This is a genomic window from Prevotella illustrans, from assembly GCF_017426725.1.
Classification (GTDB): domain Bacteria; phylum Bacteroidota; class Bacteroidia; order Bacteroidales; family Bacteroidaceae; genus Prevotella; species Prevotella illustrans.
Window position 1 is genome coordinate 17,671 of the sequence record NZ_JAERMS010000018.1, and the last position, 14,986, is coordinate 32,656.

The 14,986-nt window shown below is 44.1% G+C and carries 9 protein-coding genes, 1 tRNA gene and 1 pseudogene; 3 read left to right on the forward strand and 8 right to left on the reverse strand.

What is annotated here, in order from left to right; all coding sequences use genetic code 11:
- Positions 1–21 precede the first annotated feature (21 nt).
- On the reverse strand, positions 22–1,797 hold the full coding sequence (locus JHU38_RS06935) for an oxaloacetate decarboxylase (RefSeq protein ID WP_107581067.1): 1,776 nt from the start codon (positions 1,795–1,797) through the stop codon (positions 22–24).
- 205 nt (positions 1,798–2,002) lie between these two features.
- Between JHU38_RS06935 and JHU38_RS06940 the strand changes: the two genes are divergently transcribed.
- A complete protein-coding gene (locus JHU38_RS06940) occupies positions 2,003–2,854 on the forward strand; it encodes a lipocalin-like domain-containing protein (protein ID WP_107581068.1) in 852 nt (283 codons plus the stop codon).
- A 21-nt stretch (positions 2,855–2,875) separates the two neighbouring features.
- Here JHU38_RS06940 and queF read toward each other — a convergent pair whose 3' ends face one another.
- The 3 genes from queF to JHU38_RS06955 form a co-directional block, all read right to left on the reverse strand.
- Positions 2,876–3,349, reverse strand: coding sequence for a preQ(1) synthase (gene queF / locus JHU38_RS06945; protein WP_107581069.1), 474 nt, complete (start codon positions 3,347–3,349; stop codon positions 2,876–2,878).
- 6 nt (positions 3,350–3,355) lie between these two features.
- Complete coding sequence (locus JHU38_RS06950; RefSeq protein ID WP_107582288.1) at positions 3,356–4,045, reverse strand: queuosine precursor transporter; 690 nt, start codon at positions 4,043–4,045, stop codon at positions 3,356–3,358.
- 170 nt (positions 4,046–4,215) lie between these two features.
- Positions 4,216–5,157, reverse strand: a complete 942-nt coding sequence (locus tag JHU38_RS06955; protein WP_107582289.1) for a calcium/sodium antiporter — start codon at positions 5,155–5,157, stop codon at positions 4,216–4,218.
- Between the two features lie 251 nt (positions 5,158–5,408).
- On the opposite strand from JHU38_RS06955, the gene JHU38_RS06960 reads away from it, so the two are divergent.
- Together JHU38_RS06960 and JHU38_RS06965 are read left to right on the forward strand one after the other, a co-directional pair.
- A tRNA-Thr gene (locus JHU38_RS06960) sits at positions 5,409–5,482 on the forward strand.
- Positions 5,472–6,038: pseudogene (locus tag JHU38_RS06965) on the forward strand (IS982 family transposase); the annotation flags it as partial. The gene JHU38_RS06960 and the pseudogene JHU38_RS06965, both read left to right, overlap by 11 nt.
- Positions 6,039–6,752: 714 nt before the next feature.
- Here JHU38_RS06965 and JHU38_RS06970 read toward each other — a convergent pair.
- The 4 genes from JHU38_RS06970 to JHU38_RS06985 all read right to left on the reverse strand — a co-directional run bounded on the left by JHU38_RS06970 (position 6,753) and on the right by JHU38_RS06985 (position 14,092).
- Complete coding sequence (locus JHU38_RS06970; RefSeq protein WP_146156971.1) at positions 6,753–7,238, reverse strand: hypothetical protein; 486 nt, start codon at positions 7,236–7,238, stop codon at positions 6,753–6,755.
- A 77-nt stretch (positions 7,239–7,315) separates the two neighbouring features.
- A complete protein-coding gene (locus JHU38_RS06975; protein ID WP_146156972.1) occupies positions 7,316–8,119 on the reverse strand; it encodes a hypothetical protein in 804 nt (267 codons plus the stop codon).
- 88 nt (positions 8,120–8,207) lie between these two features.
- A complete protein-coding gene (locus tag JHU38_RS06980) occupies positions 8,208–8,756 on the reverse strand; it encodes a DUF3997 domain-containing protein (RefSeq protein ID WP_107581072.1) in 549 nt (182 codons plus the stop codon).
- Positions 8,756–14,092 (reverse strand): FG-GAP-like repeat-containing protein, encoded by a 5,337-nt coding sequence (locus JHU38_RS06985; protein WP_107581073.1) that lies wholly within the window; start codon positions 14,090–14,092, stop codon positions 8,756–8,758. Before JHU38_RS06985 ends, JHU38_RS06980 begins: the two co-directional genes overlap by 1 nt.
- Positions 14,093–14,986 lie beyond the last annotated feature (894 nt).

Sequence of the window (14,986 nt, forward strand, 5' to 3'; positions counted from 1 at the left end):
AAGGAAATGTCAGTTTCAAGACTACTCTTCATTTCTTTGAATATAGGCAATTACATCGCCTCTGTTGACCTTACTGCCTTGCTTGGCATTGATCTCTACAAGCTGTCCGCCGAGCGCAGCTGGAATCATTTCAAACTCGCCCCAAGGTGTGCAGATGTAGCAGAAAGCATCGCCTTCATTATATTCTTTACCGATAAATGGCTCTACGGCAGCCACTGCCTCGCCGTCGCCCTGGAACTCCCAGAATATCTGTCCCTTAACAGGTGCCACGATAGCGTCGGCCTTGGCATGCTTGAAAGCGGCTGCCTGCTCCGGACTTACCTGTGTGCCTAACTTCGCGTCCTTAGCGTTCTGCAAATCTGCCAAGAAGTTTTTCTTGGCTTGGCCGCTTCTGTAATTACGATACTGCTCAGGGTGCATGGCCAATTCAAAGAGCTCTTCGTCATCCTGTCCATACTCCCAGCCATTCTCATCCATCTCTTTTCTAAAGTCATCAAGTGCATTGGCAAGCAACGTATGGGGATCCGCATCCGTAAATTCACGGCCTTGCTTCTTGGCTAATTCTATCAATTCGGAATCGATCGTGCCGGGAATCTTACCACTCTTACCAAGTATCATACCCCACATAGACTCATCCATCATGACGAAACGGCCTTTGCCTTGCTCCATCGTAAGGAGATTCATCAAAGCGATATTCTTTACATACTGGCTGAAAGGTGTTACCAATGGAGGATAACCTACACGCGGCCATACATATTCAACCTCATTGAAAAGTTCCACAAGCATGTCGTCCATCGACAATTCTTCTTCGCCTTTCTTCTTTCGCAAGTTGTTAATCGTCTGACGAATACCGCCCAGGTCGGCCATCATACTGCCCATCATGCCGCCCGGCAGGCCACAGCCCAACAACAAAGACGACATAATCTTGTTGGCAGGATTGATGAAGTAACCCAACCACTCATCGATAAACTCCTGGGTAAGGGCACGGGCTTTCATGTAAGCACTCATGTTGATTTCCGGAACATCAAAGCCTTCATTCTTCAACATGCTCAATACGGAGATGATATCCGGATGAACCTTTCCCCAAGACAAGGGTTCGATGGCCGTATCGATAATATCGGCCCCGTTGTTGCAGACTTCAAGGATGGAAGCCATCGACAATCCCGGACCCGAATGGCCATGATATTCTATCAAAATTTCAGGGTGTTTATCCTTGATAGCCTTGGTCAGCTGACCCAAGAGCGCGGGCTGGCCGATACCGGCCATATCCTTCAGGCAGATTTCCTCCGCGCCGGCCTCTATCAATTCGTCGGCTATCTTGGTATAATACTCCAAAGTATGAACGGGCGAAGTCGTGATGCACAGTGTGCCCTGTGCCGTCATTCCGGCCTCCTTTGCCCATTTGATAGAAGGTATGATATTGCGGACATCGTTCAAACCGTCAAAAATACGTGTAATATCAGTGCCCTGTGCGTGCTTTACCTTGTACATCAACTGACGAACATCATCAGGAACAGGATACATACGGAGCGCGTTCAGGCCACGGTCAAGCATGTGTGTCTTTATACCGGCTTCATGAAGAGGCTTGCAGAAAGCACGAACTGCTTGATTAGGATTCTCACCGGCCAGGAGGTTTACCTGCTCAAAGGCTCCTCCGTTAGTTTCAACGCGAGCAAAACAGCCCATTTCCACAAAGACGGGAGCTATACGCTCCAACTGATCCTTACGCGGTTGAAATTTACCGGAACTCTGCCACATATCTCGATAAACGAGACTGAACTGAATCTTTTTCTTCATATTATTCAAGAAATTAATGATCTAAAGAAAATCTATTACTCTGTCATCAGTAATAATCGGACTGCAAATTTATACAAAAAAATCGAATAACATCCCCCACCTCCTATTTTTTAGTGTTTTTTGATTAATATAAAGTAAGGTGGTATTTGGCCGACTAATGAATATTTACTACATTTGCAAGGTCTAAAAATACGTTTACTCAAAGATGAAAACAAAGTGGACAGCCGCAATCGCTTTGGTTGTGATATTTTTTACCGCATGCAACCAAGCTCAAAACAAACTTGACAATTTAAGAAAAAAAGGCAAAAGCGTGGAAGAACAACGCTTGAAAGGGGACAGCACCGTATATGGAATAGCATGCGAAGGATGCAACGATTCTGTCGTCATCCTGCTACCTACCGACGGAAGCGATCCTATACGCTATAATTGCTATGAAGCTTCACAGAATAACAAGATCATCGGGAAGCCCGCCATAGGCGACCGGATCGGCGTCATGATCAATAAGCATGACAAAAAGAAAGTAGATCTCGTGATCAATATCGATGAGCTCAAAGGCATTTGGTGCTATGTAGTGATGCCCAAAATGCGTGACTGGGAACACATGAGCAAAAGCCTGCAGCGACGCATTGAGCGCAACATGCCCGATTCGGTAAAAGCCACCTATATGATTCCACGTGAATATGGTTTTTGGATGAAACGCAACTGGGAATGCCAGAGTGTAGGCTATGTCAGTGAAGCCAGTTCACTCGAAGCCGAAAGTCCCGTCGTTTATCCACAACTCGGCTACTTCACCGAATGGCGTATTTGGAACGGCAAGCTTATTGTTACCAACGGGACTCCTAATCTATCTAAAACCGATAACAAACTTACCATTACCAACCTGCAATACGACACATGCAACATCGATTATCTCGGGCCTGACTCGTTGGTGTTAAGCGACAGTTGGGGAACACGCAGCTATTACCGCAAGAACGATATCAATGATGTCAACGTCAAGGCTAAGCAGATTGCCGCGGAATTAAAGACCAAAGCGTTCAGGCAAACCACAAAAGAGTAAGCGTAAACGCAGGGCTACCTCTCAGCCACGATCCATGTTATGATTCATAAACCGATGTTCGGCCAATTGTTCGAACTTCGTTTTCGGCTTACCATAATTGGCATAGGGATAAATGCTGATTCCGCCACGAGGCGTGAAATAGCCGGTCACCTCTATGTATTTAGGCTCCATCAACTTTATCAAGTCCTTCATAATCGTGTTCACACAATCCTCGTGAAAATCGCCATGATTACGAAAACTGAACAGATAAAGCTTCAGACTCTTGCTCTCCACCATCTTCTCGGCCGGAATATAACTAATCCGTATCTCCGCAAAATCGGGTTGTCCCGTTATGGGACATAATGACGTGAACTCCGGACAGTTAAACCGCACCCAATAATCATTCTCCGGATGCTTATTGTTAAATGTCTCCAACACTTCGGGAGCATAATCCATACGATAGCGAGTCTTTGCTCCCAGCGCCTGAAGACCTTCATCTTTTCTGTTTTCTGCCATATCGGATTATATTTGAAACACCTTCAATACGTTATAACTGATTCCCTCATCATAGACGTCTTCGCCCTCATGTCGCTTCAAAGCCTTTACTACACGAATCGTCACCGGCAACGCTATCACCTCATACAGCGTCTTCAGCACCACCTGTCCTATCATCATGCCCGGCAAAGCCTCTATTGGCACGACGCCTCCCAAAGCCAATGGGAAGAAGATAATGCTGTCGGCACTCTCTCCAAAGACCGTACTGAGCACGGCACGTGCCGAGAATCTCCGCTTCCCGTCACGCAACTTCATCTTGCTCATCACGTACGCGTTAATGAAACTACCGAAGAGAAACGCGATAAACGACGCAGCGGCAATGCGGGGAGCCAAGCCAAAGATGGCATGAAAGCCGGCTTCATTGGTCCAATAAGGCGCGCCGGGAATCACGTCACAGATGGCACCTACAATGACGAAGAAGAAGTTCATGGCAAAGCCTGTCCAAATCAACAGCCTGGCTTTGCGATAGCCCCATACTTCGCACACGCAATCATTAATAATGTAAGAGACGGGAAAAACGATCAAGCCACCCGTCAAGCTAATCGGGCCGGCAGCGATTTGCTTTGTTTCCAATAAGTTTGCCGCGATGAGACAAACACAGAAGAGTATACTGAAAAGCATAAACAGTACACTCACCGATTGAGTTTTTTGTTTCATTTCCTTGTTTTTAAAGAGGTTTACCAAGCACTCTTTCTCTTGTTTTTAAAGAGGTTTCAAGAACTCTGCCTTGTTTTTTTAAGAGGTATCAAGCACTCTGTATGTTTAATTTGCGGGCACAAAATTACAAAAACAATTCCGCACCTACAAATATTTCTTCCGATTACTGTTCACGCCATCGATACCAGATAAGAGATATAAGCCGTGAAAACAACAACCAGCACGGCTCCCTCCCACCGCTGAATGGTGTATTTGGTGAAAGAGAACAGCCATAGCAATATCATCGAGACAATCAGCATGGTCATGTCTACCGAAGTAATTCCCTTTAATCGCAACGGAGTTATCAGCCCCGTGGCGCCTAAAATAAAGAGAATATTAAACACATTCGACCCTAACACGTTACCAATGGCAATACCGCTGTTTCCCTTACGGGCAGCCACAATACTGGTTGCCAACTCGGGCATTGACGTTCCACCGGCCACAATGGTCAGTCCGATGATCGCGTCGCTCACGCCTAAGCCCCTGGCCACTTCCGTGGCACTATCTACAAAGAAGTTTGAACCGAATATCAAAGCCGCCAAACCAAACAGCACGAAGCCCGTCGCTTTCCATATCGGCAGCAATTTCTTTCCGTCATCACACGATGCCGTAGGCTCAGCCTTACCCTCATGAGCACCGCGCAACGTGAAATACATAAACAGAACGAACATCACCACCAACAACATGGCGTCCAACCGCGACACGTCGCCATCCATGCTCATGAGCAACAACATCACAGACGCTACCAACGCAAAAGGAATATCTTTGCGCACGGTTACAGATAAGATTGTCATTGGCGCCACCAGCGCCGCACATCCCACAATGAGCATCGCGTTGAAGATATTCGAACCGACAACATTACCTACCGCCAGGTCGGATGTTCCTTTAAGTGCCGACACCAGTGAAACGCAGAACTCAGGCATCGACGTACCCATGGCGACAATGGTCAGGCCTATCACGATTTGGGATAACCCTAATCGTTCGGCTATGCCCACCGAACCTTCAGTCAGCTTATCAGCACCGTAAACAACGGCTACTATACTGACTACGATAATCAATAAATTCAAAATCATGATGACAAAGTTATGGAGAAGCGCCAGAATCAAAGAAGTTTAATTCTAAAAATATATTAAAAACAAAGCAAAAGCATATGTAACAAGCTATAAATCCAAACTTTTTGCTACCTTTGCACCCGCTTTCAGAAATGAAAGACCGTCACAAATGGGCAAGTCTCATACGGCCAGCTCCCTCGGAATCCCCCAGGATGGGAACATAGCAAGGGTACTTGGTTGTAGCGGCGCGATATGAATCGCTTGCCCACCCCGCCTCTTTAGCTCAGTTGGCCAGAGCACGTGATTTGTAATCTCGGGGTCGTTGGTTCGAATCCGACAAGAGGCTCAAAGACAATCGACATTTCGCCGATTGTCTTTTTTTTGCTTTTTTTCCCGTCCCAACGCCCGGGATAGCCAAGGATGGCAAGGGAACGATGGGCTGGTGTCACGGCTTCAAGCTGCACCTGTTATGCAACGATACGGGCGATGTCATCACCTTCTGTCTGACGCCGGCCAACGTCGACGACAGGGACCCCAAAGTGTGGAAAGTTTTTACAAAAGTGCTTTATGGCAAGGTCTTTGCGGACAGGGGATACATCAAACAAGAACTCTTCGAGAGCCTGTTCAACCAAGGCATCCACCTGGTTCATGGCCTCAAGTCGAACATGAAGAACAAGCTCATGCCCTTGTGGGACAAGATGATGCTGCGCAAACGCTACATTATAGAATGCATCAACGAATTGCTCAAGAACAAGGCTAACCTCGTCCATTCAAGGCACCGCTCCATTCATAACTTCATCATGAACCTATGTGCGGCATTGGCAGCGTATTGCTTCTTCGAAAACAAGCCCGAGGCATGGCCTGTACACATTGAAAACAGCAGACAGTTAGAGCAGTTCTAAGCAAAGGCTTATCCCGAACTGGCGTATTTATTATGGTATAATGGGCAATCTCTTTTGGATTAGTTTGTTCTTGCAGAAGCACAGCTCCATCCAAGATTTGCTTTTTCTTTTAATTATTATGTACGCAACAGCTTTTAGCTTGGTATAGAGCAAAGAACACGAGATGAAATCTAAATTTATCATATACTAAACATTCAACATGTTATTAACGGCTACGAATGCTATTATGAGCATGAATCAACATTCCGAGCCCCTTTCCGTATATTTACGTTCTTGCATTTTAGGAAAATGATTCCATTTATAGCCACGCTGTTTAGCGATAACGAATCCGGCAGAGTGTGATAGATTCTTATATCGCGTGCAGTTAGAGGATAGAAATCATTCTTTGAAATATCATACACGTCATAGCCATATTCGTTCAGAATGTTGCGAATTTGCTTAAACAATGGTTGCTGAAAAATGTTCTATTTTTTATTTGACCATATCTCCTCCAAATAGACACAATAATGCACCGCATTCAAAAAATACTCAAACTTATTTCTTTCCATCTTTTCTTTCTATTTACTTCCATAAACCGTATAAACTCCAGTTCCGAAACTGTTGTTCTAAATGTATTGTAGCCGTCTGTATAGCCATTATTCTGATAATCAGCATAAATAGATCTATTTTCATTTCTTGTATAACTTCTTATAGAAAGTTTTTTGCATTTTCAGTTTATACACTTGTAATGATTGCCATACAAAAGAATCCTATTGCCATGGTTATTATAGCTCCAATACAAAACGCCCATGTTATCCTTTTCCACTTTTTACGCCATTGCTCATCCTCTTTCTCAAATTGCTTAAAGTATTTCAGATAACGGTCTTTTGAAAAAACAGCTCTATATGCATGGATGTAACCAAGAGCTACGGGAAAGGAAAATATAAGCAGTACGACCATGCCTTTTACTTCATCCCCATAAACTCTACTTGCAATGCCAAGCAAGAGCCAAGAGAAAAAGCCAGGATAACAAGAATAGAAATAACCAAACCAATGGTGAGCTAAACCTATAGATACCCCTACGTTCTTCCCATACATATAATTCCACAATGCTTTATCCCTCTTTCTCTCATCCACTTTCTTATTGTAGAAGTTTTCAAAAGAAAAAAGAACAGCTAAATAGTACATTATACGCAACATACCATTATCGACTTTTTTCATTGACCATTTTTCTCCTATATATACAATAATGCACCGCATTCAAAAAATATTCATAATTTTTATTCATAATTATAAAATTATCTTCCATATATCATATCAACAGAACTTGTTGCAATCCAACTACCACCATATGTTCCAATTATACCACCTACAGCTCCGCCAATTATTGCTCCTGGGATTGCGCCTACACCGCCAAACATACTCCCAATAGACGTTCCTATCTTTAGACCTGCAGCAACACCTGCCCAGCCACCAGCAACATCAGCTGTAGCTCGGGCTGTGTTATAACCAACAGTTTTAATCTGTCCTCCATCTAATTGATACCCTTCATACAAATCATAACCTGACATTGCAATATTTACAGGACCAGTAACTTTAGTAATTCGTTTACCTACTGTCGTCAGTTTTGTTGTATTAACATATTGGTTTCCATAGAATCCACGCTCGCCTGCAACATGCCAATAGAATTTTCCATTGCTGCTAATTGTAGAGTTTCCACTGTTTCTCTTTAAAGACATTCCAATGCAATTTGCAAAAGTGCTTATTCCTGCAGCGATAGACAAGACATCTCCTTTTCCACCTTTTCTTGCCCCTATCACGGTAAACTCATACATTCCAGCTTTGTTTGTCGTGACGGAAACTTTCAAGGGTGTACTGCCCTCTCTCTCATCATGTAGACTATGGTTGAGTGTACCTATCATCATTCCTTGCATAGCTCCTTGCAGGAAGTCGTCGCCTGTAATCCACGCAGCCAATCCGCCCATCGTCGTTGTCGAGGCTATCATTAAGCCCCCATTTATATGTACCCCTTGAGCAAAAGAACCTATGCCGGAAGAAAAGGCACCTGAGAGGAAGGCACTGCCGAATTTCTCACTCTTCAAGGTAGTAATCTCTGCTTGGCAACCCGTTAGTCACCGATAGCCACTTTGGTTGGTTTATAGGTCAAGCCAAGAGCTGAGAGAATTATATTCATTGCGCAGAGCTCCCTTTCGTCACCGTATCCATGGCCGCGTCCATTATCTTCCTCTGAGTGCTGTCCGGATCAATATCTTCCATGCTCATGCCTTCCCAGAATTTCTTTTCATGGAAATGGCGCATTTTTGCCTTCACATGAAGTGCCTCACATTTTCTGTCAAATTCGAGCTTCCTCATAGGACCTATGACCTGACCTGTCTCTTTATCTATAATCCAATAGCAATGTTTCATTTCTTTCAGTTTTGCGAATTGGATTAACAAACTGTCTTTTTCTTCCGCAATTTGATTGGAATCATACCATTCACTGCCATCGTAAAGCTGATAGGCTATAATGAATTTATTGTCATAGCCATAATTCAAGACCTGTGGGCGGATAAGAAGATCATAGAAAAGGCTGTTTTCCGTTTCTTCTTTTATCTTAACTATTATTCTGTCCTCCAACCATGCATAATGATTGCCTAAGTCTATATAGAACACACCAAGACACGAAGTCAGGAGGCTACAGAAGAGCAGGACAACGATATTTAATATTCTTCTACACATTATTTGTTATGGTATAACCCGTTAAAAATTATTTTAAATGGAGTTCCCGTACCATGCAGGATACCGGCACCTATGGTTTCGATGTTGCGCTTTATCGTATGCCAGTTGAAAAAATTGTCGGTATGTATATCAAAATCATACGTATCAGGCAATATACGAAATGAATTATTCCCCTGATACTCTACTGTAATTCTTCCATACACGAGCCCTACACTATAGTTTCCAGACGAAGTCAAGGTTTGTATTGACCAATGCTCACCAACTTTTCTGTTAGTAATGTCAATCTTTTCTAAATCTAATTTTGAAGCATCAACATAAATATCGCTGCCATCACCATATCCATACCAGTAGAATGCCTCTTCAAAAGATAGCTTTCCATCTTTCTGAATTTCTGATATGATTTTTTGCTTATATTTAGGATCTTTTTTTATTCGATTTCTTGATCTTACTTTCGCTGCTTCCGGGTTATTCATGGGGTCATACTGGTCATGCTGCGCATGATTCAATGCTCCTATCATCATTCCTTGTATCGCTCCTTGCAGGAAGTCGCCGCCCGTAACCCACGCAGCCAATCCGCCCATCGTCGTTGTTGAGGCTAGCATTAAGCCCCCATTTATATGTACACCTTGAGCAAAAGAACCTATGCCGGAAGAAAGGGCACCTGAGAGGAAGCTACTGCCGAATTTCTCGTTATTCGCTAATCCATAAAGCCCACCGGCAAGTCCATGCATGCCGGCACGCAACAATTCGCGTCCTAGACCGCCGACATTGCCCAAAAGAGAGCCTATTCCATAGGTGGCTGCCGAATAGGCCAGACTCAATAAACCCGCCGACAAAACGTTCTTGCCATTATAGGCTGCCTGCATCATGCTGTTGGCTACGCCAAACAAGGCAAAAGCGAAAACGGCGTCGTCAATACCAAACAGTTCCCCACTGTGATCTGTATATTTCAGCGGATTGTTCAGACAATAGCTATAGCGATTGAAACTCTGGCTGTTGTCGGGCAGCTGCACGTAGTTGTCGGGACTGAAGAAGCGACCGAGAACAGGATCATACAGACGACCGTTCATATTGATGATGTCAAACTCATTCAGCATTTCGTGTCTCGTGTAGCCACGGTGCAAGCCGATGGAATTGAGCGTTACGGTTTGTCTGCCCCACGCGTCGTATGAGGCTTCAAAAACTTTTGCCCCGTTCTCATCGATAACGGATATAATACTACCTAAATTGTCCGTAAAGGCAAGATAGGATTTAAATGCACCGTTTTCTTTGATAAGTATCGTATTGCCATCGAGGTAATAAAATTCGTGCGTTATTCCTTTTTCCGTAACCTTTTCATAATTGCCTGCATAGATGGTCGTCCGAATGTCGGCACCATCCTTTGACAATTCTGATATCCATCGTTCCCGGTCCGGACCATAAACAAAATCCATGCGGAGTTTCTTGCCTTCATCTGCAATCAGTTGAATCTTGCCGAAGTCGTTGAATGAGGTGGTCAGGACGTCACTGGGAATCTTGCCGTCCGTATTATCCACCTCGGCAACGGCATGTGGATAATTGGTCTCTTCATAGCTATAATTCCCCACACCGGTCTTGGACAGGATATTCCCATTGGGAGCGTAGGAAATCCTCATACGCTCAGTATTTCCTTCCTTGACGCCTGTCAACCGATCGAGATTGTCATATTCAAATGATTCCACAAGCCCTTGATTACGTTTCCGAGACAGCAGATTGCCGGTAGTGCCTTCATATTCAGTAGTCAGACACTCGATCTGGGTAGCTCCATTGATGAGCATGGCATTACATTCAAACCCTCTTCCATCCAGTCTACGGACTGCCCTCAACGCTTTTTTAAACAAGTTCGCAGTAACCAAGCCATTATACGATTCCTGCTTGTTAATCGTGCTGCCATTTGCGGCAGTCTCTGTTTTAAAGCCGTTATCATCATAAGAGTAGGTTACTTCCAAGCCACCGGGGTAACGGGTTTTCGCAAGTTGATTCTTGCTGTTGTATTCGTATGAGAAGACAAAGGTTCCATTTCCGCTTATGCTCCGTTTTTCGGCTATTACACGCCCGAAGCGGTCGTGGGTGTATTCTACGGCATTGCCTCCCATGGCTTTGCTAACGAGCCTGAGTTTTTCATTTCCGGAAGTTCCATAGACATAGGTCACGGTATGCTGTCCCAATCGGGCAGAAGACAAACGTCCCAAATCATCATAGGTATTCGACGTCTTGATGCCCCTGCCGTCGATCTGCGTGAGCAAGGCTCCGTCTGCCGCGTATGTATAGGTCGTAGTTCCTGCATCGGGATCCGTGAGCTTCGTCTGATTGCCAGCCGCGTCATAATCCATCGTCACTGTAGAGCCATTCGTCTTGACACGACTCGGCTTACCATTGGAGAAATAAGTGTACGTCACTTCTCCGACAGGATCAGTAGCCTTGATGACATTTCCCCACGCATCGGTAGTCTTGGTGTAGCTATGCCCCGCGGTCGTCGACGTGACGGTACGATTTCCGTAGGTATAAGAAGTTGATTTTCCCGAGCTCGATTCTTCCGAAACCACTCTACCCCGCTCGTCGTACGCAAGAGTCTGCGTAATCACCAACAGCCCGGTCTTGTTCGATATGCGCGTAACCTCGCCTCTATGGTTATAGGCCGTGGTCTTAACCACAGGGACTCCCCGTATGCCTGTCGATTCCCGTAGAACCTCATGCCCGCCTTTGTCGTACCAAGTCGTAACAGCAGGCTTTCCTATTGTCGCTTCCTTCACATAATATTTCTTTGCGTCAGCGGTTCCCCATCCTGTTTCATAAGCCGTCAATGTACCGTCAGGGGCCAGTAAGCTCAACTTCCGTCCCCATCCATCATAAGTATGTTTCGCCGTGAGCGGATTAGAAGGATCGGTGACGTCGCTCTCTGTCAACAAGTTACCCCAAATGTCGTATGTGAAAGTATTGACGGCGGAAGCCGGATAAGTATAGGTTTTCACGATGAAACGCCCGGATGGGTCATAATCGTTGCATTTTGTCACGGCCTTCACGCCACTGCCCGTAGCCACGGATGACAACACGTTGCCATATACATCGTAAGTCGAAGTGGTTTTCAGAGCCAATCCTGTTCCGCTGTTGATAGTAGTAGTTAAAGTATTACCCTTGTCGTCATAGCCATAGGTCGTAACCGTTGTAAAAGGACTCGAATCATCCTTGTGCTTCTGTATCATCGTTAATGTGGTTGGAAGCCAAGCACCGGCCTTATTCTGGAACCCTGAATAGGAGACTTTCTTATACATGTCCTCTCCACCATTTTTGACAGTCTCGTCCGTAACGACACCCTTTTCCACATCGTAATGTGTAATCGTGGTAGCGGTATTGCCATCCAAGTCGGTAACGTCCTTTTGAGCCACATACGCAAAATAGTTTCTTTTGCCCTGCTCCGCAATGGTAGATTTCGTGATAACTACAGACGAACTGCCACCTATTGTATTCGTAATCTTCACCTCTGTTGGAACCCAATGTTTTTCATCCCAACGGGTAATATCAGTCACCTCTCTGGTTCCCAATGTTGTATTTTCCTTAATGACCGTATTGAAACCAAGCATTCCACGACCGGCAATATGAATGCGCAGGTCTTCGTAAAAATACTTTGTTGTCCGGCTTCCTACGGCTCCATCGTCAACTGTCACCATTGCCACAACAGACAGAGGAAGCGTATAAGTATTGACCGGATATTGTTGCGGAAGCGTCCGTTTGTAGACAAGCGGATTAGTAGTGTAGGCATATTGAATTCTGCTGGTATTGTCCATTCCGTCCATTATGCTTACTATCTTCCCGAACGAAGACATGCCATCCCCGATTTTATATACGTTAATTTTCTCGTCAAACGTATCATCCGTACTATTCAGCTTGCTCCCATAATTGGCAAGTTCCATATATCCATCACCATCAAAATCCCCCATAAAGATCGTGATCTCCCGTGCATCTTCCTCCCGGTCTTTTATATAGCTATGGATCAACTCCAAAGCTCTACCTGTAGAGACCAGCCATTTGACAGGTGTATTGACATATTTTGTCTTATAGCCAGGAAACGAACCTTTCTTATATTGTGACTTTGCGACCATTACATCTGATCGTCCATCGTGATTTATATCACATACGGATATAGAGAATCTGTCGTCATCCTTTCCACTGAATCCTTCTACAACGCCAATATTCACTGTCTTTGAAGATGTAAACGTTCCATCACCATTGTTGTGAGCAATCCACAGGTAGGATTCGCCAGATACATTATAAACAAAATCTATCAATCCGTCACCATCAAAGTCTCCCTGCAACACCCTCCAATGGTCACAAAAGTCCGTCCCTGATTTCGTGCTTGTTTCCGCAAACTTTACAGCGGTAGGAGTTCCTCCATTATTATAATAGATTTTATAACCGTCATCATATAAGAATATTAAATCCGACAGACCGTCGTTGTTATAATCTCCGACGAACATTCTTTTGGGATCATCTGGAAGAGTTATTTTAAATTCAGTCCTATCCAGTTGGGTCCCATCTTTAAGTTTTACAATCGTGGCAGGATAAAAACCGTCTTTTTTGTCTCGCTCCACACAAATGACATCATCTTTTCCATTCCCATCCGTATCCAAAATGGTAAATAGGGGCTTGTCATCGGAAGTTTGGAGTTGTATGGGGAATACTTTTACTCTCCCAGCCCGACCTGCGACGACATCAGCTCCTAAAATAATATAGAAATCCTCTTCATTCCAGTGACCATCAGCTTGATTATGATATGGCATTACCAAGTCATTATAGCCGTCTCCGTCAAAATCCATTGCAGATGTTCCACCTATCACCATATCCAAATCTCCCATTGAGAAAGAAGCAGGTAATGAAAAGACTATAGGATTTTCATAGGTTACATTTCCTGCCGGACCGACTCTGCTTCTGCTAATATATACACATGTTTCATTATGCCATTTCTTTCCACCGTTCCAAACAGCTTCCACGACCTTTACCGGGCTCATTCTGACAATATCACTAATACCATCTCCCGTTAAATCCACGGCAAGAAACGACTTTTCACCCTCTTCTATATAACTTCTGGAATCGGACGTTGACACATTAATCTTGGAGGTTCGAATGTACGAGTCTGTAGGAATGTTCCAATTCAATATGACTGGAGGCAAAGCTTCTCCTTTACCATTCTCTTCCACCACCTTTACAAGGCGGGCCCATTCCTCTATTTTTTTAGAAAAACGACCATCATATTCTAACGTATACTTTCGATAGACAGAATTGTTGCATGAACTCGTGATGGATGACAGGCATACATTCATATGTCCCTGCTGGTCTTCTATCGTAAACGGCCGTGAATTTGTCCCTATCGATTGATAGTCAAAATGAATTTTATTGACTATCCCCCGATTTTTCACACTATTCCTTTAGGGGAAACCATGACTATCTCACGTTTTACACGGTTGCCGGCCGCATCGTAACCATACCCAATCTTATTCTGTGCAACAGAAACAAATGGTAGTAATAATAGGCAGAAGGATAAACAATATTTTCCCATAAGCTAAAATATAATTGATTAGATTATTCGTATTAACAAAAAAATTGAGGTTCACTGTCATTGAGGTTCACTGTCTGTTTCTGGTTATCTAAGGTAAAAACTGTTTCTGCTGACAAAAATAGTAAAAGATAGATTACAAACAAAGAAATGAAGCAAAAAAATGAAATTAATTCCGTATTTTTTTAGGCCGAGTACTTTCCTGACTGATATATCTTCCAAAAACATGATCGATTTGTAGTTATAGCAAAGCATGATATTCTAAGCGTGGTAACCGATAATGGCCTCGGGACAAAGCGCTATACGCAACAAAGAGGTGTCTGTTTAAACGTAAACAACTATACGCCGGTTCGGGATAAGAAATTTGCTTTCTTTCCCATCCCAACGCCTCCATGATCTATCAGTGAGCCTCATTTCGGGACAAAGTGTGCTGCCCTGATTTCTCGAAAATTATAAATAAAAAGTCAGAAAAACGGCCTTTCAAAATGTTCAATCCAGCAAAGAACAGAGCGAAAATAAGTCGTTTTTGGGGCCGGTTATTCGTTTCAAAGACGTAAAAGCATAGCTTTCGCCATGCAATATGCCTGCTTTCAGCCGCCCAAAGCTATGCTTTTACACGCTCAAAGGGCTGCTATTACAAGCCAAAAGCAGCCCTTTTAGC